At 62.2% G+C, this 25,964-nt stretch carries 24 protein-coding genes; 14 read left to right on the top strand and 10 right to left on the bottom strand.

The window, feature by feature from the left end; all coding sequences use genetic code 11:
* The first annotated feature begins 73 nt into the window (after nt 1–73).
* The 4 genes from LA321_RS14680 (at nt 74) to LA321_RS14665 (ending at nt 5,176) form a co-directional block, all read left to right on the top strand.
* Nucleotides 74–646, top strand: coding sequence for a hypothetical protein (locus tag LA321_RS14680; RefSeq protein WP_042071653.1), 573 nt, complete (start codon nt 74–76; stop codon nt 644–646).
* Between the two features lie 179 nt (nt 647–825).
* Entirely contained in the window at nt 826–2,109 is a 1,284-nt protein-coding gene (locus tag LA321_RS14675; protein ID WP_042071829.1) for a hypothetical protein, read from the top strand.
* 75 nt (nt 2,110–2,184) lie between these two features.
* Nucleotides 2,185–3,903, top strand: coding sequence for a 6-pyruvoyl-tetrahydropterin synthase-related protein (locus LA321_RS14670; RefSeq protein WP_042071656.1), 1,719 nt, complete (start codon nt 2,185–2,187; stop codon nt 3,901–3,903).
* A 58-nt stretch (nt 3,904–3,961) separates the two neighbouring features.
* The gene (locus LA321_RS14665) at nt 3,962–5,176 is read left to right on the top strand and encodes a Bcr/CflA family multidrug efflux MFS transporter (RefSeq protein WP_042071659.1); all 1,215 of its coding nucleotides are present in this window, start codon (nt 3,962–3,964) and stop codon (nt 5,174–5,176) included.
* Nucleotides 5,177–5,243: 67 nt separating this feature from the next.
* Here LA321_RS14665 and LA321_RS14660 read toward each other — a convergent pair whose 3' ends face one another.
* From LA321_RS14660 to LA321_RS14650, 3 genes are all read right to left on the bottom strand, one after another.
* Complete coding sequence (locus tag LA321_RS14660; RefSeq protein WP_042071660.1) at nt 5,244–5,849, bottom strand: pyridoxamine 5'-phosphate oxidase family protein; 606 nt, start codon at nt 5,847–5,849, stop codon at nt 5,244–5,246.
* Nucleotides 5,850–5,876: 27 nt separating this feature from the next.
* The gene (gene nhaD, locus LA321_RS14655) at nt 5,877–7,301 is read right to left on the bottom strand and encodes a sodium:proton antiporter NhaD (RefSeq protein WP_026457062.1); all 1,425 of its coding nucleotides are present in this window, start codon (nt 7,299–7,301) and stop codon (nt 5,877–5,879) included.
* 109 nt (nt 7,302–7,410) lie between these two features.
* Complete coding sequence (locus LA321_RS14650) at nt 7,411–7,878, bottom strand: DUF4357 domain-containing protein (protein WP_026457061.1); 468 nt, start codon at nt 7,876–7,878, stop codon at nt 7,411–7,413.
* Between the two features lie 152 nt (nt 7,879–8,030).
* On the opposite strand from LA321_RS14650, the gene LA321_RS14645 reads away from it, so the two are divergent.
* The 5 genes from LA321_RS14645 to kwaB all read left to right on the top strand — a co-directional run bounded on the left by LA321_RS14645 (nt 8,031) and on the right by kwaB (nt 14,226).
* The gene (locus LA321_RS14645) at nt 8,031–8,726 is read left to right on the top strand and encodes an ABC transporter ATP-binding protein (RefSeq protein WP_042071663.1); all 696 of its coding nucleotides are present in this window, start codon (nt 8,031–8,033) and stop codon (nt 8,724–8,726) included.
* 46 nt (nt 8,727–8,772) lie between these two features.
* Nucleotides 8,773–11,202, top strand: a complete 2,430-nt coding sequence (locus LA321_RS14640) for an ABC transporter permease (RefSeq protein ID WP_042071665.1) — start codon at nt 8,773–8,775, stop codon at nt 11,200–11,202.
* A complete protein-coding gene (locus tag LA321_RS14635) occupies nt 11,199–12,278 on the top strand; it encodes a lipocalin-like domain-containing protein (protein ID WP_042071668.1) in 1,080 nt (359 codons plus the stop codon). Before LA321_RS14640 ends, LA321_RS14635 begins: the two co-directional genes overlap by 4 nt.
* A 408-nt stretch (nt 12,279–12,686) precedes the next feature.
* Nucleotides 12,687–13,274 carry an anti-phage protein KwaA gene (kwaA, locus tag LA321_RS14630; RefSeq protein ID WP_042071670.1) on the top strand — a complete coding sequence of 196 codons (588 nt, stop codon included), beginning with the start codon at nt 12,687–12,689 and terminating at the stop codon, nt 13,272–13,274.
* Entirely contained in the window at nt 13,267–14,226 is a 960-nt protein-coding gene (kwaB, locus tag LA321_RS14625; RefSeq protein WP_042071672.1) for an anti-phage protein KwaB, read from the top strand. Before kwaA ends, kwaB begins: the two co-directional genes overlap by 8 nt.
* A 116-nt stretch (nt 14,227–14,342) precedes the next feature.
* Here kwaB and LA321_RS14620 read toward each other — a convergent pair whose 3' ends face one another.
* The 5 genes from LA321_RS14620 to LA321_RS14600 are packed head-to-tail and all read right to left on the bottom strand — an operon-like array spanning nt 14,343 to nt 21,727.
* Nucleotides 14,343–17,150, bottom strand: coding sequence for an FAD-binding and (Fe-S)-binding domain-containing protein (locus LA321_RS14620; protein WP_042071675.1), 2,808 nt, complete (start codon nt 17,148–17,150; stop codon nt 14,343–14,345).
* Nucleotides 17,150–17,794, bottom strand: a complete 645-nt coding sequence (locus LA321_RS14615; protein WP_042071678.1) for a LutC/YkgG family protein — start codon at nt 17,792–17,794, stop codon at nt 17,150–17,152. The genes LA321_RS14620 and LA321_RS14615 overlap by 1 nt, the downstream gene beginning before the upstream one ends.
* A gap of 1 nt (nt 17,795) precedes the next feature.
* Entirely contained in the window at nt 17,796–19,232 is a 1,437-nt protein-coding gene (locus tag LA321_RS14610) for a LutB/LldF family L-lactate oxidation iron-sulfur protein (protein WP_042071680.1), read from the bottom strand.
* A complete protein-coding gene (locus tag LA321_RS14605) occupies nt 19,225–20,016 on the bottom strand; it encodes a (Fe-S)-binding protein (protein WP_156141071.1) in 792 nt (263 codons plus the stop codon). The genes LA321_RS14610 and LA321_RS14605 overlap by 8 nt, the downstream gene beginning before the upstream one ends.
* Before the next feature lie 13 nt (nt 20,017–20,029).
* The gene (locus tag LA321_RS14600) at nt 20,030–21,727 is read right to left on the bottom strand and encodes an L-lactate permease (protein WP_042071682.1); all 1,698 of its coding nucleotides are present in this window, start codon (nt 21,725–21,727) and stop codon (nt 20,030–20,032) included.
* Nucleotides 21,728–21,790: 63 nt separating this feature from the next.
* Here LA321_RS14600 and LA321_RS14595 point away from each other — a divergent pair, with 63 nt between their 5' ends.
* Both LA321_RS14595 and LA321_RS14590 read left to right on the top strand, forming a co-directional pair.
* Nucleotides 21,791–22,768: a LysR family transcriptional regulator gene (locus LA321_RS14595; protein ID WP_156141057.1), complete on the top strand. Its 978-nt coding sequence runs from the start codon at nt 21,791–21,793 to the stop codon at nt 22,766–22,768.
* A gap of 77 nt (nt 22,769–22,845) precedes the next feature.
* Complete coding sequence (locus LA321_RS14590; RefSeq protein ID WP_042071687.1) at nt 22,846–23,130, top strand: ribbon-helix-helix domain-containing protein; 285 nt, start codon at nt 22,846–22,848, stop codon at nt 23,128–23,130.
* Nucleotides 23,131–23,185: 55 nt separating this feature from the next.
* Here LA321_RS14590 and LA321_RS14585 read toward each other — a convergent pair whose 3' ends face one another.
* Complete coding sequence (locus LA321_RS14585) at nt 23,186–23,581, bottom strand: glyoxalase superfamily protein (protein WP_042071690.1); 396 nt, start codon at nt 23,579–23,581, stop codon at nt 23,186–23,188.
* 99 nt (nt 23,582–23,680) lie between these two features.
* Nucleotides 23,681–24,463 (bottom strand): alpha/beta fold hydrolase, encoded by a 783-nt coding sequence (locus LA321_RS14580; protein ID WP_026456517.1) that lies wholly within the window; start codon nt 24,461–24,463, stop codon nt 23,681–23,683.
* Between the two features lie 118 nt (nt 24,464–24,581).
* Between LA321_RS14580 and LA321_RS14575 the strand changes: the two genes are divergently transcribed.
* From LA321_RS14575 to LA321_RS14565, 3 genes are read left to right on the top strand one after another with little or no spacing between them, the layout of a single operon-like run.
* Nucleotides 24,582–24,944, top strand: coding sequence for an MmcQ/YjbR family DNA-binding protein (locus tag LA321_RS14575; protein WP_042025997.1), 363 nt, complete (start codon nt 24,582–24,584; stop codon nt 24,942–24,944).
* A complete protein-coding gene (locus tag LA321_RS14570; RefSeq protein ID WP_042071692.1) occupies nt 24,941–25,417 on the top strand; it encodes a GNAT family N-acetyltransferase in 477 nt (158 codons plus the stop codon). Before LA321_RS14575 ends, LA321_RS14570 begins: the two co-directional genes overlap by 4 nt.
* 57 nt (nt 25,418–25,474) lie before the next feature.
* Nucleotides 25,475–25,810, top strand: coding sequence for a DUF3802 family protein (locus tag LA321_RS14565; RefSeq protein ID WP_042071694.1), 336 nt, complete (start codon nt 25,475–25,477; stop codon nt 25,808–25,810).
* The last annotated feature ends 154 nt before the right edge of the window (nt 25,811–25,964 follow it).

Here is a 25,964-nt window from a genome sequence, read left to right as displayed (position 1 = left end):
CAACGAAAATACCGTGATCGAGACCCAGAGCGTTGCGTAACGTCCACGCTATAAGCAAACCAAGGAGAACAGGATGACCCTACGCCACGGTTTTATTGCCCTTGCCCTGCTGGCAGGCCCAGTGTTGACTGGCATGGGACAGGCTCAGGCTTACTCCTATGCAGCGGCCGGCAAGGAGCCGCTGATCGACGCCCGCGAGCAGCTGCTGACCGCTGCCAGTGAAGGCCAGGATGCCAGCGAGACCCTCAAGGGGCTCGCCGATGAGCTCGGCTATCTGGAGCAGCACCACAAGGTCGAGCTGCAGGTGCCGCTGGCCGCTGCCATCAAGAGCAAGGATGCCGCCGCCACCGCCGCCCTGCTCAATCGCGCCTACAAGGCGGAGATCGAGCGCCGCCTCGATGGAGCAAAGCAAAACCTTGGTGACTACCAGACCGCCAAGGTGCTGGTGGTCAAGAGCAAGCGCTTTCTGGATGTGATCCTCCCTTCCCTGAGTGAAGGGGATCGCCAGGCCGCGGATCAGGCACTGGCCAAGGTGCTCGACGCCATCGGCAACCCTGGAGTGTTCGGGGTGGGCGCCAAGCCCGCCGATGCCGCTGCCTTTGCCGAGGCGGAAAAAGCGCTGATGGCCGTGCTGGCGCCGCTCTGATGACCTCCAGCCAATCATTGCTCCATCTCGCTGTGACAAACGGTGGGTTTCGCTGCGCGCTACCCACCCTACGCACGGCCTGCCGATAGATGCACCCGAACGCCGGTTTGCCCCCTTCTTCTCTTGTGGGAGAAGGGAGGAGTCACCACGGCCGATTACGCTTTGCTAATCGACCCTACCTGCTGATCCTGCTGCAGTTGGCCTGGCTTGGCTGGCTGCTGGCTTTCCCGGTGGCGCTCGATTCCGACGATGCCCTGAACTTTGCCCACGGAGTGACGCGCTTTAGTGTGCTGGAGTTCGCCCCCCACTTTCCGGGTTATCCCGCCTTTATCTGGCTGGCCCGCCTTGTCAATCTGGTGGTGGATAGTCCCGCCGCCGCGGTGCAGTATGCCAGCCTGCTGGGCACCGGCCTGCTGGCGCCGCTCGCAGCCTTGCTTGCAGTCAGACTGTGGCAGCGTCCAAGCCTCCTGGTGCCCGTCTGGCTGCTGGTGCTGGCCCTGCCGCTCACCCCGACGCTCGCCCTCTCCGGCCTCTCGGACGGGCCTGCACTCGCCGCCTGGCTGGGCGCGCTCCTGGCCTTGCAACAGCGCAAAATCGCGCTGGCCGGTCTGCTGCTGGGCCTGATGCTGGCGCTGCGTCCCTCCTACTTCGTGCTGGCCCTGCTGCCCCTTTGGCTGGGGATGGCGCAAAAAAGTCAGCGGCTTAACTTTCTGCTCCCGATTGTTCTGGTGGGGCTAGCCTGCCTGCTGTTTGTCTGGCAGGCCGATGGCTGGGCCTATTTCAGCGAGGGGCGGCGCTTTACCGACGGTCACTTTACCCTATGGGGCAACACGGCGGCGGCCCACGGCGATCGGCTGCTGAGCTGGGCGAATACCTTCAACGAGCAGCTCACCCTGCTCTGGCCCCTGGCTGTCGGGGGACTGCTGGTGCAGCCGCTGTGGCAACGATGCAAGGGCCACGCTGCCGCCCTCTCCCCGACCTGGTCCCTCTACTGGCTTGCCCTGCTGCTCTGGACCCTGTTTGGCCAGAACCCGGACAATCCCCGTCATCTGGCGCCGCTTACCCTGCTCGGTCTGGTGCTGCTGGCAGGCAGGCTGCCGCACCGGGGGGAGACGCTCGCCGTGCTGGCGGCGCTCCTGCTGCTTGGTTCCACCCTCACTTCACCCCGGCCACCTGCCATGGTTAAGGCGGCCACCCTGGCAGAGCAGCGCTGTTCTGCGCTGGTCACCCAATGGGGCGTCAAGCTGCTGCGCGAGACCACGCGGCTTCCGATCACCGATGGCTGGTATGGGGGGGATGCGCGTCTGGTCCTGACGCAGGGCGCCTGTCGTCTCAGTCGGCGCCCTATCGACGCGAGCAGCCTGCCCGCGCCCTACCGGCAGTGGTGGTTTGCTCCGCGCTTTCGCGCCGAGCCCGGCCTCTGGCTTGCCATTCCCGACAGGCAAGCGGATGCTGGGCCCTGACGGCAGGATCAGGACGCAGAGGGAGCTGGCAATTCGACCAGACTCTCCTTGCGGCCATAACCAGCGAGTCCCGACATGGTTGGATTGCGGACGCGCTACAGCATTCCTCTGGTATTGCTGATAGCCACAGCGATTATGTTGTTGCCCTTCTGGCTGCGCGGCGGCAGTCAGGGGCATGATCTTTTTCACCATCTGCTCTCCAGCCACTTTTTTGCGGTGCAACTGTGGCAGGGGGAACTCTATCCCCGCTGGCTGATGGCCATGAATGGCTCCTTCGGCAGCCCGGTTTTTTTCTTCTACCCACCGCTCCCCTACTATGTCAACGCCCTCTTCGCCGGCCCCACGCCCCTCGCTCACGAGGCCATGACGCCCCTGCTCTGGAGCAGCAGTCTGGCGCTCTGGCTCTCGGGTCTGTTTGCCTATCTGTGGCTGCGTACCTTCGCCTCTCCCCGCCGGGCCCTGGGGGCCAGCCTGCTCTATATGGCGCTCCCCTATCATCTGGCTATCGACATCTATGCCCGCTTCGCCCTGGCAGAAAGCTGGGCCTTCGTCTGGGCACCACTGGCGCTGCTGGGGCAGGACAGGCTCAGCAAACAGGCCCCCTTCGGCCTGCTCCTGCTCGCGTTTGCCGTGGCCATGCTGGCCCTCTCCAACCTGCCGAGCCTGCTGCTCATCCTGGCATTGCTGACAGTACGCAGCCTGCTGCTGGCCTGGCGCAACCAGACAAGCGACGCCATCTGGCCCACCCTGCTGGCACAGGGATGGGGGCTGGCCATGGCGAGTCTGCTGCTGTTGCCCGCCCTGCTGGATCAGGGGGGGATCTCCATGGAGCAGATGCGCACCGGCATCTTCGAATTCCAGCGCAATTTTCTCGATCGCCTGCCCCAGAGCCTGGATGACTGGCGTTTTCGCGGTCACCTCACCTGGCTGACCATACTGACCCTCGCCCTGATGCTGGTGGCCTGGGCCGCCACCCGCGAGCCCCATCATCCCGAATTGCGGCGCTGGGGGGTGATCGGTACCCTCTGTTTTCTCATGACCCTCTCCGTGAGCGAGCCGCTCTGGCAGCTCCTCACGCCGCTGCAACTGGTGCAATTTCCCTGGCGCTTCAACCTGATCCTGGTCATCGCCACCGTGGCCGTGGTGGCCCTGGCGCCTCCCGTCCATCGGTTATGGCAGTGGCTCTGGTGGGGGCTGCTCGTCCTTATCATGGCCTCGCAGGCGCTCTATGTGCGTGAATCCCCCCTCACCCAGAGCCCTGACAAGGCAACGATCGATACACTCTTTGACAGCAAGCGCAGCGCCCGGGAATACCGGCCAAGGCAGGTGCCCCGCGGCGACTTCTCGCCCACCCTGCTGGCCTGGAAGGATGAGTTCCAGCCCGAGATCACCACACAGAGGTCGGGCATCCAGTGGCAGATCCAGAGCTGGCGTCCCCGCAACATTGTGCTGACCGTGAACGCCAAGACCCCGGCCACTCTGGTGATGCACCAGTATTACTATCCGGGCTGGCAGGCCTGGCGCGATGATGGCACCGAGTTGCCCGTCAGCAGTACCCAGAACGGACTGCTGCAGGTTCAGGTGCCCGCCGGCGACTACCGGCTCACCGTGACCCTGAGTGCCCGCTGGCCTGAGCGCCTCGGCTATGGCCTGTCGCTGGTGACCTGGCTTGCCTGGTGGCTGGCCTTGGCGGGCACCTTCATCAAGACCCGTTACCAATCGCCCGACACGGCCCGCCACCACGACGGGGAGCCGGGCACGCCGGCGCAGGAACGCCATGCCCGGCGTGGTTAAAGCTGATAGACTCGATATTTCCTCTTATTCGCAACCAAGGTCGACAACCGGACACCCTATGCCCCACGCCCCAGCTCCCCAAGCCGCCGCCCTCTCTCCCCGTTTTCTCTTTATCCTGCTCGGTGCCCTGGCGGGCCTGACGCCGCTCGCGGTGGACATGTACCTGCCCGCCATTCCGGCCATCGCCCGGGATCTGGCCACCAGCATCGACGGGGCCCAGCTCACCATCAGCGCCTTTCTCGGCGGCTTTGCCATCGGCCAGCTCTTCTACGGGCCGCTCGCCGACAGTTTTGGCCGCAAACCGGTGATCCTGGCGGGATTGATGATGTTCGCCATCGCCTCGGTGGGCTGCGCCATGGCGGATTCGCTGCCGGAGCTGCTGGCTTGGCGGATGCTGCAGGCCGCCGGCGGCGCGGCGGGCTCGGTGGTGGTCAACGCTCTGCTGCGGGATCTTTTCGAGAAGGATGCGTTTTCCCGCGCCATGTCCTTCGTCATCCTGGTGATGACGCTCGCTCCTCTGGTGGCCCCCGTGGTGGGCGGCTATATCAGCGCCCATAGCGACTGGCGGGTGATCTTCTGGCTGCTGGTGGTCATCAGCCTGCTTATCTGCGTGGTGATGCAGTGGAAAATTCAGGAGACCCTCAAGCCCGAGCACAAGCAGCCCCTGAAGATAGGCCAGGTGCTGCGCAACTACTGGGGGGTGCTCACCCATCGCGGCGCCATGGGCTATGTGCTGTGCGGGGCGCTCTCGAGCTCCGGCATGTTCGCCTTCTTAAGCGGCTCCCCTTACGTCTATATCGAGTATTTCAAGGTGCCGACCGAGCACTACGGCTGGCTGTTTGGCCTCAACATCCTGCTGATGATGGTGGTCACCTTCGTCAACAGTCGGCTGGTGAAGGGAGTGGGCGCCGAGCGGATGCTGCAATACGGCCTGCTGGTGCTGCCCTGCGCCGGGGTCCTGCTCATCTACAACGCCTGGAGCCAGACCGGGGGTCTGTGGGGCATCGTTATTCCTGTGGTGCTCTTTGTCGGCCACATCAGCCTGGTGGGGGCCAACGCCATGACCGGCCTGATGGGCCACTTCCCGCAATCTGCAGGCACCGCCTCGGCGCTGGCAGGCACCCTGCGTTTTGGCATCGGCGCCCTGGTGGGCATACTGGTGAACCTCAACCCGCCAGCATCACCGCTGCCCATGGCTATCGCCATCGCCAGCTGCGGGGCGGGATCGGCCCTGAGCTACTGGTTGCTGGCAGGCAAGCGCAGCGCCTCCTGACGCTTTTGTCGCCATCACGCATGAGACATATGAAAAAGCCCTGCTTGTATCAGCAGGGCTTTGTGTATCACGGGGCATAGTTCCCTCTTTCACCGTCGCGCCTTCTCCAAGGTGTGGCCTCCAGCCCGCTGCGAGCCAGGATCTCGCTCTCCAGGCCATCCAGGCTCAGCTGATTCTTCTTGCGCCAGTAGGCCTCGATCCCTTCCCTGCCCTGACGCTCGGACCAGTTGGCAAGATCCGCCCTGTCCCCCTGGTACTCATACAGAGGCACCGACATACCGCAGGAGGCCTGCACCCGCTCGATGTCCAGCAAGAAGATCTGGCGGGCCGCGATACTTGCGGGAAAACGCGCCAGCGCGGCCTCCCACCCCGTGTCGCCACGGTGCAGTACCCGCGCCTGACCGTAGGCCCGCAGGATCAGCGGCGCCCCCTCGAAGGCGCAGAACATCATTGTCATGCGCGGATTGTGCAGCACATGGGCCGCCGACTCGTTGCCGCTGCCGGTCAGATTGAGCCAGGCCAGGGTATGAGCATCGATGACCCTCAACGAATCGCCCCCCTTGGGGGAGAGGTTGACCGTCCCCTGATCCGCCGCCGTGGCGACGAAGTAGATCTTCTGTGCCTCGATAAAGGCCACATGTTGCGGCGAGAGCGCCTCGAACAGTTGTCCCATTTTTCCTTCCCTGGAGAGTTATCGCCTTCAGAACTGGGCGCTATTGAGCCACAGATGCGCCCCTATGCTCACCAGATAGCCAAGCAAGATAGCGGGCAGCCACTTGAGGTGGCCAAAGAAGGTATACATGCCGTGGGCCTGCCCCATCAGCGCCACCCCGGCCGCCGACCCGATGGAGAGCAGACTGCCCCCCACCCCGGCCGTCAAGGTTACCAGCAGCCACTGACCGAGCGCCATGTCCGGGTTCATCGAGAGCACCGCAAACATCACCGGGATGTTGTCGACAATGGCGGAGAGCAGGCCGATGGCGATGTTGGCCTGGGTGGCATTGCCCCCTTCATAGAGCCAGGCGGAGACCAGCTCCAGATAACCCATAAAGCCCAGCCCGCCGACGCACATCACCACCCCGTAGAAGAACAGCAGGGTATCCCACTCCGCCTTCGCCACCTTGTTGAACACATCAAAGGGCACTACTGAACCAAGTTGTCTGAGACGTGCCTGATCGCCGTTGCGCTCGTAGATGGCGCGCTTGCGGGCAAGTGATGTGGGCAGGGTCTTGCGCAGGTAGAAACCGAAAAACTGCAGATAGCCGAGCCCCATCATCATGCCGAGCACAGGGGGAAGATGAAGGAAGTTATGGCAGGCGACCGCCGTCAGTATGGTCAGGATAAAGAGCGCGACTATGCCAAAGGCCCCGCGTTTGAGATCCACCACCTCGTTGACCGCCTTGGGGGCATGCTTGGGCACCATGAAGCTCATCAGCAGGGCCGGCACCAGAAAGTTGAGCACAGAGGGGATAAAGAGCGCGAAGAACTGGCCGAAATTGACCTTGCCCGCCTGCCACACCATCAGGGTGGTGATGTCGCCAAAGGGACTGAAGGCGCCGCCGGCGTTGGCCGCCACCACGATATTGATGCAGGCGAGGTTGACGAAACGCCGATCGCCGTTGGCCACCTTCAGCACCACGGCGCACATCAAAAGCGCCGTGGTGAGGTTGTCCGCCACCGGCGAGATGAAAAACGCCAGCACGCCGGTCAGCCAGAACAGGGTGCGCAACTGAAAGCCGGAGCGAATGAGCCAGGCCCGCAGCGCATCGAACAGCATCCTGTCCTCCATGGCATTGATGTAAGTCATCGCCACCAGCAGGAACAGCATCAGCTCGGCGTATTCGAGCAGGTTGTGGCGAAATGCCTGCTCCGCAGCCGAACTCATGCCCCCCTGGGCATAGACGATGCCGATCAGGATCCAGATCACCCCGGCAGCCACCAGCACGGGTTTGGACTTGCGCAGTTGCAGATACTCCTCTGCCATCACCAGGGCATAGGCCAGGGTGAACAGGGCGACACAAAACAGGCCGACCGTGGAGAAGGTCATTGGAATGGGACCACTGCTGGCCTCGGCGGGAAACACACAGAACAAAAACAGAGGGACAAAGCGGGATAACGTAGACATGGAGCCTCTTCCTTTGGGAACCGTCTGGCTTTCATGCTAGCACCTGGATGAAAAAATAATTTCATCCAGGTCAATCAATTATCAATTGGTCGGCAACGAGAACTCACCGTTATTTCTTGCCAAACCCCGACTGCTTGAGGGTGTAACCGGCACTGTTCTGCCAGGCATCGAGGCCGCTGCGGTTGTTGCCCGCCACCAGGCTGGCGGCCAGGCTCGGGCTGTTGAACAGCTGATCGGCCACAAACACGAAGCCCCCTTCACTGCGGGGAGAGAGGATCCCCTTGCCAAGCAGCTCCTGGCGCAGCTCGATCACCGCCTCGCGCAGGGAGGCCGCATCCTCGCCGTTGGCGGTGGAGCCCGCCAGCACCATGAAGCCGGGATTCTGCCGCTTGCCCACCGGATAACCGTGGGCTTCGGCCCCCTTGCCGTTGAAGTGGTAGAGCTCGCGCTCCCCCGGCTTGTTGTCGGAGAGCGCCTTTTGCAGGGTCATCAGCTCGTTGTAGATATCGATGGGGACCACGGCAGCCTGCTTGTTGCCCTTGCTGTCGACGATAAAACTGACTTGCTTGTGTAACATCCTTGCGCATCCTGTGACCCATGGAAGCCTCTATTCTAACCACCTCTTGCGAGCAGGATCCAGCCAGGATCCGCTTCGCTTTTGCAGCCGTGATCACTAACTGGCATAGTAGCGGGCATACTGAAAGCCATTGACCATCAACCGGTTATCCCATGCTGACCCTGCGCAACCTCTGCAAGAGCTTCGATAACGGCAGCGAACGGCTGCCGCTGTTCCAGCGCCTGGATCTTGCCCTCCCCCCCGGCGAGATCACCCTGCTGCTGGGGCAAAGCGGCTGCGGCAAATCGACCCTGCTGAGCCTCATCGCCGGCCTGCTGCCCCCCGATGAGGGGGAGATCTGGCTGGGAGAGATCCGTCTTGACACCCAGCCGCCGGACGAGCGGGCCCGATTGCGCGGCCGCCATTTCGGCATCGTCTATCAGGATTTCAACCTGCTGCCGACCCTGACGGTGGAGGAGAACCTCTGCCTGCCGCTCGCCATCAACCAGCTCCCGCACGATCAGCGCGAGATAGACACCCTGCTGGCACAGCTCGATCTCGTCCACAAGCGCCATGCCTGGCCGGAGCAGCTTTCCGGCGGCCAGCGCCAGCGAGTCGCCCTGGCCCGCGCCCTCATTCACAAGCCCCGGTGGCTGCTCGCCGACGAGCCCACCGGCAGCCTCGATGAACACAATGCCGAGCAGGTGATGGCCCTGATGATGGCGGCGGTGCGCGATACCGGCGCAGGCCTCTTGCTGGTGAGTCACAACCCCGCCTATGGCGCCCTGGCAGACAGGGTGCTGCGCCTCGAAGGGGGCCAGCTGGTCGAGCTAAAGCGAGCACCCAGCACCGGAACTCCCCATGGGTGACAACCGTCCCATTGGTGACGTCCGCCCCGTGAGGCGAGGACTTGCCATGCTGCCGCTAAAGGCGCTGCTGCGCCTCTATCGCACTCACCCCTGGCTGCTGTTGATGAGCCTGACCGGGCTGGTGTTGGGGGTCTCCCTGGTGGTGGCCATCGAGCTTCTTAACCACAGCGCCCGCACCAACTTCGTCGCCGCCCGCAGCCAGCTGGCGGGGGAAGCGAACTACCGGCTGGCGCCGGACGGCGGGCTGGATGAGCAGCTTTACGTCAAGCTGGTGCGAAGCCAGCCCGACCTTGACGCCATGCCAGAGCTGCACGCCTGGCTCAAGGATGAGCAGGGGCGCAGCTTCCAACTGCTGGGGATGGATCTCTTCAACCCCGGCCCCTTGCGCCGGCTGTTTGGCGCCGCACCGGACAAGGAACCCACCTTCTCCCTCACCCGCACCGACAGCGTCTGGCTGGCCGCCCCCGAGGCCAGGCGCCTTGGCTGGCAACCGGGCCAGAGCCGGCGCTTCGTGCTGGGGGGTGCTGAAGGGGCGCCGCCCCGCCCGCTGACGCTCACCCTGGCCGGCACCTTCGAGCCCGGCGCCGTGCCCATGGAGAGGCTGCTGGTGACCGACATCGGTCTCGCCCAGCCGCTGCTGGGCAAGGCGGGTCGGCTCGATCGCATCGTCTTCAAGTTGAGCGAGGGCGAGGCCAATACCTTGCAAAGAGCCCTGCAAGCCTATGCCCCCCATCAGCCGCTCTGGCTTGAGCCCATCAGCCCGGCCCTCGATGCCAGCCAGCTCGGCGATGCGCTGGCCCTCAACCTCACGGCCCTTTCCTTGCTCGCCATGGCGGTGGGGCTCTTTCTGGTATTCAACGCCCAGCGCTTCGTGCAGAGCGTGCGCCGCCCCCAGCTCGCCCAGCTCATCATCCTCGGGATGCCGCCGCGCCGGCTGCTTGGCTGGCTCATCCTGGAGCTCTTGATCCTCGCCACCCTCGGCACCCTGCTCGGGCTGCTGCTGGGAAGCCTCTTGGCCCTCGCCCTGATGGGGCAGCTCACCCAGGCGCTAGCCGATCTCTATGGCCCCAACCCCATCGATCTGCTGCGCCTCTCCCCCGCGAGCCTTGGCAAGGCGCTGGTGATTGGCTTGGCTGGGACGCTCGCCGCCAACCTGCCCGGCTGGTGGCAACCGCTGCGCCAATCCCCCCTTGAGCTGCGAGAAGGCAACAGCCGCCCGCCGGCTCATCCCTGGCAACGTCGGGGGCTCGCCATCGCCATCTTGCTGCTGTGTGCACTTTGTCTGTGGCGGCCAGAAACCGGCCTCACCGGCGCCCTCTTTATCGCCGGGGGTTGGCTGCTGGCCATGGCGCTCGCCCTGCCCGATGTGCTGCGCGCCGTGCTGGGCCGGCTGCGCCGACGCGAGCGCGGCCCCCTCAGCGCCCGGCTCGGGGTGGCCGAAACCCTCTATCACCTGGATCGCACCGCCATCGCTGTGATGGCGCTGCAACTGGCCATCGCAGCGGCCATCGGCATCGGGGTCATGGTGTCGAGCTTTCGCTCGAGCGTGGAGATCTGGCTCGGCCAGCGCCTGGCCGCCGATCTCTACGTCACCGCCCCCAAGGGGGTGGCCGGCAGCAAGGGCGCCCTGAGCGAGCAGACCCTCAACACCATCCTCGCAGCGCCGGACGTACGCGCCGCCTCGCGCCGCTCGGTACACCCGGCCCGCTGGCAGGGGCAGCCCATCGAGTGGGCGCAGATGGACTTTATCCCCGAGCTTAAAGCCGCCTACCCGCTGCTGGCCGGACGCTGGCCCGCCACCCCCGACGAGGTGCTGGCGAGCGAACCGCTGACGGTGCGCCTCGGGGTCAAAGTGGGCCAACGCCTCGAGGTGACGGGCGAGCAGGGGCCAAGGCGGCTTACCGTCACCGGCATCTATCAGGATTACGGCAGCGACAAGGGGCAGATACTGCATGCCTTCGAGGGCGGTGCCGTGCAATCCCTCGCCCTCTTTAGCAACCAACCGGAGCTCCTCGCCGACCGCCTGCGGGCGCAGTTTGGCGAGGGGGTGAACCTGTTGCCCGCCCCTGCCATTCACGCCGCGGCCCTCAAGGTGTTCGACCAGACCTTCGTGGTGACCGAGCTATTGAAATTGCTGATCCTGGGGATCGCCTTTGTCGGCATCGGCTCGGCCTTTATGGTGCTGGGGCTGGCCCGACGCAGCGAGTTGCAGACCCTGCAGAGCTTAGGCGTAGGCCCCCGCCACTGCCGCCGGCTGCTGGTGTGGCAAGGGGCGGGTCTGGGACTGCTCACGGCGCTGTTGGCCCTGCCGGTGGGCTATGGCCTCGCCTGGGTACTGATTGAGGTGGTCAACCCCCGCGCCTTCGGCTGGCGTCTGGCCTTCGAGGCCGCCCCCCTGCACGCCGTCACGGCGCTCTTGCTCGCCCCCGTATGCGGCGCGCTCGCCTCCTGGTACGCCGCAAGGAGAGTGGTATGAAAACATTCAACATCTGGTGGCTGGCGCTGATCTGCATCCTGTATGGCGCCGGGATCGGTGCCAGCGATCTGGGCACCATCCTCGGCGGCGGCAGCGATCACTTTAAAAAGGCCCTGCCGGGCCAGCCCATCCGCTTGCCCGCCGATCACAGCGCCCATCCCGACTACCGCTCCGAGTGGTGGTATCTCACTGGCAACCTGAAAGACGAGCAGGGGCGCGACTACGGCATGCAGTGGACCCTGTTTCGCCAAGGTATCGAGCAGGAGATCAAATCTGACAACCCCTGGCTTATTCCCCAGCTCTGGCTGGCCCAGTTCGCCATCACGGACTTGAGCAAAGGCAGCCACCAGCAAGACGAGCGCACCAGCCGCCAGGGGCCTGGGCTGGCCGGTGCCAGCGGCGGCGAATATTGGCTCAAAGAGTGGGTGCTGGCCTCTCAAGGAGAGGCGCTTTTTCCCGCCATCCTCAAGGTGCAGAGCAAGGCGGGGGATCTTGATTTGCAGGTACGCGCCGCCAAGCCGGCGGTGCTGCAGGGCCAACAGGGTTACAGCGAGAAGAGCCCGGGCAACGCCTCCTTCTACTACTCCTACCCGCGCCTGACCATAAGCGGCACTTTGACCCTGGATGGGGAGGCCCGCAACGTCACCGGCCAGGGCTGGTTTGATCACGAGTGGAGCAGCTCGGTATTGGCCGAGTGGCAATCTGGCTGGGACTGGTTTTCGCTGCAATTTGACGATGGCCGCGAGCTGATGCTGTTTCGCCTGCGCACCAAGGCAGGACGCGCCAATTCCGAAAACAAGCCAGAAAACCGCTACGGCATCCTGATTGAGCGGGACGGCAGCAGCCGGGTTCTCGCCCCAGACAGTATCCGCCTCACCCCCGGCAAGATCTGGCGCGGCCCCAAGGGGCAACCTTACCCCGTCGAGTGGCAGCTGGAAGCCGACGATATGAAGCTCACCATCCGAGCCCGCCAGCCCAATCAGGCCATGACGGGACGCTTTGACTACTGGGAGGGGGCGGTATCCGTCTCGGGGGATGCCAGCGGTGTCGGCTATCTGGAGATGACCGGCTACTGAGCTGACGACTTTGCCGAAAACCTGCGCCCGACTGGGTCAGCAAAGCATAACCTTGGTTAACTATCTTCCAGCAGTTGGCCATAGCTGCCTTGTCGATTTATCACTCAATTTCCCCCCGCATCACCCCCTACCCTGTTGTCTGAGTCTGATCCCTGTCAAAAAATCATTCAAAATCCAAGCTTTAACTAACTTTTTCTCACTTATATTAGTCATCGTTTGATACCCTACTCATCCGACCCTTACAGCCCCCAAAGGCAGCCAAGGAGCGACTATGGTTTACCCCTCTGCAATCCAGTTAATAGCAGCACTCTGGGAGCTGAAAACCCCGTGCGGTAGCGCTCCAATTTGATGGCAAATTTATTATTAAAAATAGCGACATAATGTTAAGGAATAAGTTAGAGGCTGGATATGAATACTAAGGAGAAAATAAAACTTTACATTCTTTCTCTTATGTTTTTATTTGTCATGGTGATTTTTTTATCCATTAATATAGAACCTCCATCTTCAGATAGCGAACTAAAATATAACATTGTTATATATTATACCTTGTCTAATTGGCTTCCTATATTGATGCTTTTCTTCATTATATATTGTGAATTTGTAAGGCGTGAATTTGATTTTGAACTTAATGGTAGTGCTAGTGATAGCTTGTTGGTCATTGATTGCAAAAGTGAAAATTATGAGCATTTAAGCTTTTTAGCCACATATATTGTTCCGTTTGCAGGACTCAATTTTGACTCCCCATTTAAGTTGCTTGCCTATTTATTCTTATTAATTGTGATCGGTATCATTTTTGTTAGAACCGATAAATACTATACGAACCCAACACTATCTATTTATGGATACAAGCTATATAGAGCCACTTTGGCAGATCATGTCAGCCATTACCACTCCGTAATCGTAATAACAAAACATGACTTAAAAAAAGGGCAAAACATTGCCTATAAATTTATCTCAGAAGATGTTTGCTTTGCTAGGAAAATAAATAATGACTAGAGATGACATTAAAAGTGACATGAAGAGCATCCTGGATACATGTACAGGAATTAAAGTCTTCTTTATTGATGATGATAATAATGAACTGTATGACTCTGATATTGAAAGTGATGGCTTGGATGAGTTTATGGTTGGCTTTGTCAGTGACCTGAAAAACAGATTCACTGATAACGAGAGATTTTCAATTCCAAATTTATCTAATGCAGATGATCGAAAGAACGCACTCTATTATTTTGATTTTGATGAACAAATACATGAGTTTAAGTATTTAGACAAAGTTAACAACATGCAAGCCAATAAAATTATTGGCAAATACCAAGTTAAAAGTAAAGGTCTGTCAAGTATTAAAGCTGTCGTCATAAGACTTAAAGGAAATGATGGAAAGGTAATCTCATTTTATCAGTACATACATAGAACAGCTCTATGGACTTCGGGGAAAGGTGTTTTCTTTACCACTCATAAGACCCGAGTTGTAAAAATGACAGATGATGTTTTGAGACTAAACCACAACTTTATCTTTGCTAAAATTGGACAAAGCTACCTAATAAACAACATTAAAGCATTTGAGAAAGAGTTAGGGTTTGACAAGATAATACATGCCAAGGCAGAGCAATACTGCTCAAGTATTGAATCACGTGGTCTTGTCGACAATCTAGAAAAGTTTAATAAACGGCTAAAAAGTGAGACTAACTTCGCCAGAAAATTTGTCAAGGTTTTCAAAAATTCAGCCGTTATAGAGCAAGAACTATCTAATGAAGAAATTATCTCATTCGCCATGAGTAAATCTTTCTATGAAAATAAGCTCAAGCTAACAGAGGATGGAAATCAGTTTGACTTGAATAGCATACAGCGCTGCTCTTATTTTTTGCAACTATTAGATGATGAGTTTTTGAAATCAGAACTAACAGGCATGAACTACATTGCCAGAGCAAAAGATAGAGCAGGCTCTTAGTTCTGGTGGATTCTGCATTGAAGTGCAACACCCATTCAAAAATCAGGCTGTCTTGTACAATTGATTCAGTCTTAAAATAACCCCCCCGGCAGAATTAATTCTGCCGGGGGGGTTATTTATTTCGCCGCCTGATCCACCAGATAGAGGATGCTGTGATAGGGAATGCCAGCGTGCTGGCTGAGCCCCATTTCACAGGTGCGGCTATTGCTGAATCCCTGACGGCAATCCCTGGGCACCTGGGCGGGCAGGCTGGCAAGGGCGGCGGCGTTGAGCTCCGGGGTCATCAGCCCCTTGTCGCCGGCAAAGCCGCAGCACTGGATATGCTCAGGCACGATCACCTCGCGGGCGCAGGCGCGGGCCAGCGCCAGCATCTTATCGCCGAGCCCCATGCGCCGGCTGCTGCAGGTGATATGGAGCATGACCGTCTCATCGATGGGGGTCAGCTCAAGGTGGGGCAGCAGGTGTTCCAGCACAAAGGCGGAGGGCTCGAACACCCGCAGGCCCTTGCCGAGCGCCCCCGACAGCAGTCGCTGCACGCAGGGGCTGGTGTCAAGCAACACGGGCCAGCGCCCCAGCTCGCTTGCCTGCCACAGGGCCTCGACCAGATCAGTACGCTTGGCTTCCGCTACCTCACTCATCCCCTTGCTGTCATAGGGCATGCCGCAGCAGAGCCCCTCAACTCTCGCCGGCACTATGACCCGGCAACCCGCCTTCTCGAGCAGGGATTGCACCACCTGTGGCAGTGACGGAGCATCCTCCTGCTGGCCGAATACCCGGCTGGCGCAAGAAGGCAGATAGACCACGGTGCGATCCCCTCCAATGTCCTCGCTGGATCCGCCATGGCTCCCCTCCCCTTGCGGCCACCGATAGCGGCTCGGCCCCGGCAGGGTCGGCAGCCAGGCGGGCGTGCGCTGGCCGCTGAGCTTGCGCACGCCCCCCACCAAGCCTGCCAGCGCCTTGTCTCCCAATAGCTTGCCGGCAATCCCTTTGAGACCCAGCGCACTGCGGGCCGTACGGGTAACGCCGGCGAAGTGATCGGCGCTCCAGCGGGCGATGGGCACGAAGCGCTGGTACTTTTCGTGGCGCAACTTCTTGATCAGGCTGCCAGTGTTGATGCCGACCGGGCAGCGATCGGCGCACAGCCCGGTCGCCGCGCAGGTCTCAATCCCCTGATAGTCAAACAGCCGGGCCAGCTCGCGGGAGGGCTCATCGGTGCGGGCACGGCGGGCCAGTTCGCGATAGAGCACGATGCGCTGGCGTGGCGAGAGCGACAGGGTACGCGAGGGGCAGACCGCCTCGCAAAAGCCGCACTCGATACAAGGATCCACGATGGCATCGCTCGCCGGCATGGGCTTGAGGTGGGCCAGGTGGGCGTTGGGGTCGTCGTTGATGATGACACCGGGATTGAGCAGGCCATCCGGGTCCAGCAGCGCCTTGATGCGACGCATCAGTGCCATCCCCTCCGGCCCCCATTCCAGCTCCACATAGGGTGCCATGTTGCGGCCGGTGCCGTGCTCGGCCTTGAGGGACCCGCCAAAGCGCACGGCGACGAGCTCGGCCACCGCATCCATAAAGGCACCGTAGCGGGCCACCTGGGCCGGATCGTCGAACCCCTGGGTAAAGACGAAGTGCAGGTTCCCCTCCAGCGCGTGGCCGAAGATGATGGCTTCACCGTATTCAAAGCGATCGAACAGGGCTTGCAGCCCTGCCACCCCTTCGGCCAGACGTTCGATGGGAAAGGCGACATCCTCGATGATGACGGTGGTGCCGGTGGTGCGCACCGCCCCCACCGCCGGGAAGAGCCCCTTGCGAATGGCCCAGAGCCCGGCGCTGTCGGTAGTAAAAGGCACAGAAGCGACCTGAGCGAACTCGGCCGCCATGGCCATCACCTGCTCGCAGCGATCCACCAGCTCTTCCTTCGACTCCCCATGCACCTCGACAAGCAGGGCGCAGGCAGCCAGGTCCAGCGTCTTGATAAAGTCCGGCAGGCCGGGCTTGCCCGCCACCGAGCGAAGGGATCGCCCATCCATCAGCTCCACCGCCGCCACCGGGGCACTTTTCAGGCGCGAGGTGGCCAGACAGGCCTGCTCGGCGTCCCGAAACACCAGCAGGGCCGAGGCCTTGTGGGGGTATTCGGGCACGGTGTCGAGCACCACCTCGGCGATAAAGCCGAGGGTCCCCTCCGAGCCGATCATCAGGTGGGTGAGGATATCGACGGGGTCCTCATGATCGAGCAGGGCATTGATGGCGTAGCCGGTGGTGTTCTTGAGCCGGTACTTGTGGCGAATTTTCGCGGCAAGTTCAGTATTCGCCAGCACCTCGGCACGCAGGGCGGCAAGCCCCGTGAGCAGCTCCGGGCGCCTGGTCGCGAAGGCGGCGCGGCTGTGGGGATCGCTGCTCTCCAGCACGGTGCCATCGGCCAGCAGCAGGGTCATGGCGTGCAGGGTGTGATAGCTGTTGTGGGCGGTGCCGCAGCACATGCCGCTCGCGTTGTTGGCGGCGATGCCACCCAGCTTGCAGGCGTTGATGGAAGCGGGATCCGGCCCAATCTTGCGCCCCAGAGGCGCCAGATAGCGGTTGGCATCGGCGCCGATCACCCCGGGTTGCAGGGCGATGCGCGCACCCTGGTCCAGAATGCGGTGGCCGCGCCAGCTGTCGGTCAGGGTAATGAGCACCGAATCACTCAAGGCCTGACCCGAGAGGCTGGTGCCGGCAGCGCGAAAGGTGCACGGCAGGTGCAATTCGCGGCACACCGCCAGCACGAAGCGCACCTCATCGAGGGAGTCGAGGCGCACGATGCGCTCGGGCACCAGGCGGTAGAAGCTGGCGTCCGTGCCGTGGGCCAATCGCAAATCCGGGTCGCTCACCAGCCGCTCCGGCGGGATACGCGAAAGCACGGCGGCATCAAACTGGTTCCAAAGCATCAGCAATCCTCCACCAGCACTACCAAGAGGCGGCTCGGGCCGTGGGCGCCGTAGGCCAGGGTCTGCTGGATGTCGGCGGTCTTGGAGGGGCCGGAGACCAGCAGCAAATTGGTGGGCATGGCCTGCTGCCAGCGCCCGGCCTCCACCAGCCCCGCCAGGTTGTCGGCGATGGTGGAGGCCGCCAGCAGCGCGATATGACAGGGGGGCACCAGCGAGAGTGTGCGCGGCTCGCCGCCATCCGGCAGCAACACAAGCGTCCCGGTATCGGCGATGGCGCCCGCGCAGTGGGTGATGCCCGCCTGACAGGCATCGAACAACTCGTCTTTCCAGCCGGCAAACTGCCCCGCCGGGGTCAACACAGAGCGCCCGGCGCAGGCGGCCGCGACGTCGGCCTGCCAGCGGCCGCCCTGGCCACAGGCCAGATGCGTTATTGCTTCCCCATCCAGCCAGGCGGCCAGCTCCCGGGCAAGGGTCGCCTCCTTGACGGTGAGGATCTCGGCGTGGCTGGCGGTGATCATGCCAAGAAAGCGCTCGCGCCGCGCGCCGTCATCGGCCCCGCGCCAAGGCTGCCAGCCATGGGGGGCGTGGGCAATGGGGGTGGCGGCGCCGCGCAGGCGGTTCAAGATAGCCTCTTTGCTCGACATCTCAGGACTCCTTCTTCTTCTGGCGCAGCAGGGCGTGCAGGCTCTGGGGGGCGGGTTTGGGGGCCTCGCGGCACTGGGTCCAGGGGCCAAGGTGTTTAGGCATCAGCCCACGCAGACGACCGGCCACACCGGTTGCGGCGTGATAGAGGCGCGGGTGGGTGGCGGCGAAGGCAAAGCCCTGCATGGCAAGGGTTTCGAGCCGGCTTTTGGCCGCCCCCTGCCCCGCCAGCGGCTCGTGGCCAGGCATAGCGTCGTGCTTGGCCTCCCGGCGCAGGCGCTGCAGCATGTCGGGAATGGGGATGCGCACCGGGCACACCTCGCCACAGGCGCCGCACAGGCTCGATGCGGTCACCAGATCCTGGGTGCTTTCCAGCCCCAGCAGATGGGGGGAGATGATCTTGCCGATGGGACCCGGGTAGATGGTGCCGTAGGCGTGGCCGCCGATGCGGGTGTAGACCGGACAGTGGTTCATGCAGGCGCCGCAACGGATGCACTGCAATGTCTTGCGCAGCTCCTCGTCCCGATAGGCCTGGCTGCGGCCGTTGTCGAGCAGCACCAGGTGCACCTCGTCTGGGCCATCCAGCTCCCCTGCCCGGCGCGGGCCGCTGATGACGTTGAAGTAGGTGGTGATGGCCTGGCCGGTAGCCGAGCGGGTCAGGGCGCTGTAAAGCGGCGGCACGTCGGAGAGGAACTCCACCACCTTCTCGATGCCGGTGATGGCCACGTGCACTTTCGGCACAGTGGTACACATGCGCCCGTTGCCCTCGTTCTCGACCAGACAGAGGCTGCCGGTCTCCGCCACCGCGAAGTTGACGCCGGAGAGCCCCATGCCGGCGCGGCGAAACTCTTCGCGCAGGGCCCGCCGTCCGGTCTGGATCAGTTCGTCCACGTCGGTGGTGGGGGTAAAGCCTTCCAGATTGCTTGCGAAGGTGTCGCTCACCTCCTGCTTGTTCTTGTGGATGGCGGGCATGATGATGTGGGACGGGGTATCGCCGTCGAGCTGGACGATAAACTCCCCCATGTCGCTCTCAAGGCAACGGATGCCGTGGCGCGCCATCTCGTGGTTGAAACCCACCTCCTCGCTCACCATGGACTTGCCCTTGACGATGGAGCTCACCCCGTGCTGCTGGGCGATGCGAAGGATGATGGCGTTGGCCTCGTCCGGCGTCTGGGCCCAGTGCACCCGGATGCCGTTGCGCTCGCAGTTGGCTTCGAGTTGCTCCAGCAGTTCCGGCAGGCGCGAGAGGCAGCGCTGGCGAATTTGTTCGGCCGCATCGCGCACTGCAGCTTCTTCCTGCGGGTCGGCGAAGGCGTCGCGGCGCTTGCCGCGCAGGTAATCCATGGCGCCGCGAAAGTTCTGGCGCAGCACGGGGTCGGCCAGGGCCGCCTCGGCCTGGGGATGGAAGCGGCGCGGTGAATACTTGGCGTGATCACTCATGATGGGCCCCCTGTTTTTGCGCTTGTAAGCCCTGAGCCACCGGCTCGCTATGGGCGAGCAGGAAGCTGGCCAGATGGGTGGCAGGGAGCGTCTTGCCCTGATAGGCCAGGGATCCCTTGATGTTGAGCAGGCACCCCCAGTCGGCGCTCACCAGGGTGTCGGCGCCGGTGGCCAGCAGGTGGCGGGTCTTGTCTTCGACCATGGCCTGGCTGATGTGGGGATGGCGCACCGAGAAGGTGCCGCCAAAGCCGCAGCACTCGCTCTCGTAGGCCTGCTCGTGCAACGTAACGCCATCGAGCTGCCCCAGCAGACTGAGGGCCGTGGTGTGCACCTGCATCTCGCGCCGGGCCGAGCAGGAGGTGTGCATCACTATGCTCGCCTCCCCCACGGCGCGCCAGCGCACCCGGCAGACCCGGGCCAGAAACTCGGTGAGCTCGAACACCCGCTCGCAAAACGCTGCCACCTCGGGGCTCTCCGGGAAGAGGCGGCGGTAGTGATGGTGCATCATGCCGCCGCAGGAGCCCGACAGCACCACCACGGGCCAGGGCTCGGGGAAGAGCACCATCTGGCTTTGCGCCACCTTGCGCGCCTCCTCCTCGTGACCCGAGGTGTAGGCCGGCTGGCCGCAGCAGGTCTGCTTCTCGACAAAGTGCACCCTTATCCCCTCCCGCTCGATCAGGGCGATGGCATCGAGCCCCGCCACCGGGTCGAACAGATCCACCAGGCAGGTGGCGTAGAGATAGACATCGGCCGGCTTGGCCGGATAGACCCGCATTACCTTCATCACTTGCTCTCCTTTACTTCAACTGCAGCAGTGCGTCCGAGACGTGGAAGCTGTACATGAGCGCCAACCCGATAAGGCCGGTGGCCAGCAGGTAGTAGAGGGTCGGCAGCGCCGTCTTGCGCAGCGTCGCTCCCTCGCGGCCCAAGAGCCCCACGGTGGCCGAGGCCGCCACCACGTTGTGAATGGCAATCATGTTGCCAGCCGCCGCGCCAACGGCCTGCAGCGCCAGCATGGCGGCGGTGGAGACGCCGAGGGTCTGGGCCACTTCGAACTGGAACTGGCTGAACATCATGTTCGACACCGTGTTGGAGCCGGCGATAAAGGCCCCGAGCGCGCCTATGGTGGCGCTCAGGGCCGGGAAGAACTCCCCGACGAGCCCTGCGGCAAAGTTCGCCGTGGTCACCGGCATGCTGGCGAGATCCGCCCCGTTGACGCCGGAGTTGATGAAAATGCGCACCATGGGCACGGTGAAGATGAGCACGAAGCCGGCGCCGATCAGGGTGCGGCTCGACTCGCTCACGGCGCGGCCGAGGGGCGCCAGGGCGCGGGCCTGAATGAGGGTGGCGAGCAGGGCGCAGAGCACCAGCAGGCCCCCCGGCAGGTAGAGCGGCTCAATGGAGGCACTGACCCCCTTCTCCCCCAGGAGGTCTGTGAAGGCGAGGCTCACCGACAACAGGCTTGCCTTGAACTCCGGGCTCACCCGGCTCGCCACCAGCAGGAGCGCCAGCGCCACATAGGGGAGCCAGGCCAGCAACAGGGACATGGGGCGGCCGGCGGCCTCTTTGAGATCAAGCTTGAGGGAACCCAGCCACTCGGCGGGCCACTCGTTCTCGGGGGCGAAATCCCAGGAGCTCTTGGGCACCAGGAAGCCGCGGCGCGCCGCCGTCACCACCAGGGCCAGCCCCACCAGACCGCCGATGAGGGACGGGAACTCGGGGCCGAGCAGCATGCCGGTCAGGGCATAAGGCACAGTGAAGGCGAGCCCCGCGAAAATCGCGAACGGCAGGATGGAGAGCCCCTCGGTCCAGCTGCGATTGCGGCCGAAGAAGCGGGTCAGCATCATCACCATCAGCACCGGCATCAGGGTGCCGACGGTGGCGTGAATGAGGGCCACGTTGGTGGTCACCTGCTGCAGGTAGATGTCCCAGCTGCTGCCACCGGCGCTCAGGGTGTGGCCGATGGCCTGGTTATCCAGCCCCTTGTTGATCCCCACCAGGATGGGGGTACCCACCGCACCGAACGAGACCGGGGTGGACTGGATCATCATGCCAAGCAGCACGGCGGCGAGCGCCGGAAAGCCGATGGCCACCAGCAGGGGGGCGGCGATGGCGGCCGGGGTGCCAAAGCCCGAGGCCCCCTCGATAAAGGCGCCGAAGCACCAGGCGATGATGATGGCCTGGATGCGCCGATCCGGCGAGATGTTGGTAAAGCCGCCGCGAATGGCGCTGATGGCGCCGGTGTGTTTGAGAGTGTTGAGCATCAGGATGGCGCCGAACACTATCCAGAGCACGGTCACCGTGATGATGAGCCCCTGCAGGCTGGAGGCGAGCACCCGTGTCGGGCTCATCTGCCAGCCCCAGAGGGCGATGAATACGGTCAGGAGAAAGGCGATGGGCATGGCGCGCTTGGCGGGCCAGTTGAGGCCGACCAGCAGCACGGCGGCCACCACGATCGGCGAGAAGGCCACCAGGGCCAACAGGGTGTCTGTCATCATTGCATCCTTGTCCAGAGGTCGTGCGACGGGCGCACCTTGTTGTTGTTTTGTTAAGCGAACGTGACCTTACCCTGTTCCTTTTTCGCGATATATGGAAATAATGAACAACATTCATTCCTAAAATCGACAAATATGGCCAGTACCGACGACCTCATTCTCTTCGCCCAGGTGGTGGAGGCCGGCTCCTTCAGCAAGGTGGCCGAGCAAAATTCCCTGACAAATTCAGTGGTTAGCAAGCGGATCGGGCGCCTGGAGGAAGAGCTCGGGGTGCAGCTGCTCTATCGCACCACGCGCCGGCTGACCTTGAGCGAGGCGGGCAAGGAGCTCTATCAGGGTGCCAAAAATGTGAAGGCCGCCGCACTGGACGCCTTCGACGCAGTGGCGGGTTTTGGTGAAAAGGTGAGCGGTCATGTACGGATGTCGGTGCCCACCATCTCCGGGGAGCTCTTGCTCGCCAACGCCGTGGCCGATTTTTGCCAGCAACACCCAGGGCTCACGGTGGAGATGTCGCTGGACAACCGCTTCGTCAATCTGGTGGAAGAGGGGTTCGACCTGGTCATTCGCACCGGCTATCTGGATGACTCGAGCCTGATTGCCCGCCACATCCTCGACTCCCAGTGGGTGATCTGCGCCGCCCCCGCCTATGTGCGCCGCTTCGGGGCGCCGCGCGAGCCGTCAGACTTGCTCACCCACAACTGCCTGCGCTACGCCTACCAGAGCACGGGGGCATCGGAGTGGGCCTTCAAGGGGGAACAGGGGGACTATCTGTTGTCGGTGTCGGGGAACTTCTCCACCGACAACGCCAGCGCTTTGCGCAAGGCGGCGCTGGGGGGACGCGGCATCGTCTATGTGCCGCGCTGCCTGGTCTATCACGATCTGATGAACGGGGATCTGGTGGACTTGTTTCCGGATCGGGTGGGCAAGAAACTCGGGATCTACGCCGTCTACCCCTTCACCCGCCAGCCACCGCGCAAGATAAGGTTGCTCATCGAGCATATCCGCCAGCGTTACCTCGACATTGCCCACTACTTCGTGTGAGCGAACGGGTTGGCGGACTTTGACCTGACGGGAGGCCTTGCTTACCATGGCCTCCCCGTTTACCCAGGAGGCGCCCCATGTGCACCGTTTTCTCCGGCCAGGATCCCTACAACTACACCAGCACCACCCGTTCTGTGCGGATCTGCGGCCATAGCACCAGCATCCGGCTGGAAAACAAGTTCTGGGATATTCTCGAGCAGCTCTGCCACGCCCAGGGGCGCTCCATGGGGCAGTTTCTCTCCAAGCTCTATCAGGAGGCGCAGGGCAACGGCATGGAGATGGGCAACTTTGCCTCCCTGCTGCGCTGCTCCTGCCTCATCTATCTCGAATCCAACCCCGCAACCGCTCGGGACGCCGCCTGAAAAAACGGCCGAAGGATCTCCCTCTGGCCGCCAAATACATCCTGCCAGTTCAGCGTCAGGCGAAGCGCCCGCCGCGCTCGATAAATTCAATCTTGTAGCCGTCAGGGTCGGTCACGAAGAAGAACCGGGCCAGCAGGTTGCCCTCATGCTCCATTGCCTTGACCGGTGCAGGGGCAAGACCAAGCGCCGTCAGGCGTTGATGGGTCTCCTCTATATCTTCCACCGTCACCGCCAGATGGCCATAGCCGCTGCCGTGGCTGTAGGGCTCGGCCTGCCCGTGATTGTGGGTGAGTTCGAGCTCGAAGCCGCTCTTTGCATTGGCAAGATAGGTGAGAGAGAAGCCATCGAAGGGGAAGTGATCCCGCACCTCCAGCTCGAGGGCATCGCGGTAGAAACGGGTGGAGGCATCCAGATCGCGAACCCGGATCATGGTGTGGATGAGTTTGGTCATGTTGGCTCCTTATCAATGGGAGCCACAGGGTAGCGAAGCGCACGGGGCGCCGGGTAGTAGCGGAGTACCACAGCGGCCGGCAACCGCAAGGCACCCGATTCAGGGGCGCTGGGCGGTGAGAAAGGCCAGGGTGGTGCGGTTGAACTGCTCGGGCTGCTCCACGTTGCAGACGTGACCGCACTGCTCGATCACCATCAGGGAGGCGCTGGCATCGCGGGCCACCTGTTCGCGCACCGGCGCCAGGAACATGTGATCCTCCTCCCCCATCACATAGAGGGTGGGAATAGGCAGGGCGCGCTCGCGGAAATAGCGCATCAGGGGATTAACCTCGGTGGCGAGGCGAAACCAGCGCTTGAACTCTTTCTGGCAGAGCTTGCGCGCCTCGCGCACGAAGAGATTGCGCGACTCCTGATGATGCTGGCGCGGCATGATGATGAAGGCGAACAATCGGTAGAGCCACATGTAGGGCAGAATGTGCTGGCCGAGGCGACCCAGCTGCACCAGCACCCGGGAGCGGATGTCGAGGCGCAGGATGGCGCCCCCCAGCACCATGCTCTTGACCCGCTCGGGGCAAAGCTCCGCCAGATGGCGAATAAGGATGGTGCCAAGGGAGATGCCGACGAAGTGGGCACGGCGGATATTCAGATGATCGAGCAGACGAACTATGTCCTCGGTCACGGCGCGAAAGCTGTAGTGGCCCTGGATCACCTGCTGCAGCTTGTGGGACTGGCCGTGGCCGCGCAGATCCAGCAGCAGCACGTTGAAATGCTCGCGATAGGCGCGCAGCTGTCTGAACCAGATGGAAGAGCTGCCGCCCGCCCCGTGCACGAACACCACCCAATCCCGTTCGGGACCCAGCTCGAAGGTCTTGTGGTACAACATCCAATGGGCTCCTTCTGTGATGGGGGGTATACTCGGCAGCGCGCATAGTACCAGAAGCAAGCCCCTGATAGATATGCGCAAACCATGACCAGGATCACCCCTTACGCGAGAACCCACCATGGACCTGACTCACTTGCGCCAGTTTCTGCTCACCCTGCCGGGCGCCACCGAAGACACGCCCTTTGGTCCGGAGATCCTGGTCTACCGCATCGCCGGCAAGATGTTTGCGCTGGTGGACTGGCAGGCAGAGCCCCTCACCATCAACCTCAAGTGCGAGCCCGAGCTGGCTCTGCTGCTGCGAGAACTCCACCCCGAGGTCAAACCGGGTTGGCACATGAACAAACAACACTGGAACACGGTCACCCTGAGCGACACCCTGGCCGAGGATCTCTGGCAGGGCTGGGTGCACCACTCCTATGAAAGGGTCGTCGCCGGCTTGCCCAAGGCAAAACGCCCGCAGGCTCCTCAGGCCAAGTCATGACGTCGCAACTTCATATCGTCCCGCTGGGCGAGCAGCATATCCCCGCCCTCATCACCCTGTTCGAACAGACGGTGCGCCGCACAGGCCCCGAGCACTACAGCCCGGAGCAGGTGGAGCAGTGGGCTTTGGGTGCCCATCATCCCGGCTTTGCCAATCAGCTTCGCGAGCACCATGGTTGGGTCGCCTGCTGGGGTGACACGCCCCTGGGTTTCGTCACCTTGAGCCAGGACGGACAGCTGAGCCTTCTTTATGTGAGCGCCGAGCATCAGCACCAGGGACTTGGCAACCTGCTGCTGACCACGGCGTTGGCAAACGCCCCTCTGCTCGGGCTCAAAGCGGTGACCACCGAAGCCAGCGCCTTCAGTTATGGGCTATTTTTACGACATGGTTTTACCCTGACCGGGATGGAGTGTGTGGAGCGTGGCGGGGTCAGTTTTACCCGATATCGCCTGTTCTGCCGCTTGCCAAGCTAGGTCAAGCCACTAAAATACGCCTGATTTTCGTATTGTTACTGTATTGAGGCTGCACCCATGGTGGTAGAAAGTGATGGCTATATCTCGCTGATCGAGTATCTGGTAGAGCGTTTGGGACTGTTCGAGGCCCAACAACAGAGTGAGGGGGGCGAGACCATCGAGGATCTGGTCAGCGGCCGTGTAGCCAGCAACCTGATGGCCATCTGCGAGCAGCATCCCGAGCTCGACCCCAAGGTGCGTTTCGTCATCATGCAGGAAGCGGATGCCGTGGTGGCGGATCTGGAAGAGGTCCTCTCGGCCGTCTGGCTGCGCGCCCCGACCCCGGAACAGCAAGCCTTCCTCGAAGAGTTCATCGATCTCATCAAGAACCTGTTTGACAGCGCGATCGCCTGATCCGCGCCTGTTCCACTCTTCTTCGCCAGAAAATGAAAAGGGCCGCCTTGTCAGGCAGCCCTGCTTGCTATCATTTTCAACCCACCCGACCGTTCACTTATCGAGTGGTTCTCAAGGCATGAAATGTGTCTGGACTTTGCATCCGATCCCTGGA

Origin of the sequence: Aeromonas enteropelogenes, assembly GCF_020097295.1 — a bacterium.
GTDB lineage: Bacteria > Pseudomonadota > Gammaproteobacteria > Enterobacterales > Aeromonadaceae > Aeromonas > Aeromonas enteropelogenes.
Note: the sequence above shows the minus strand (reverse complement) of the source record. Positions and strands in the feature narration are given on the sequence as shown.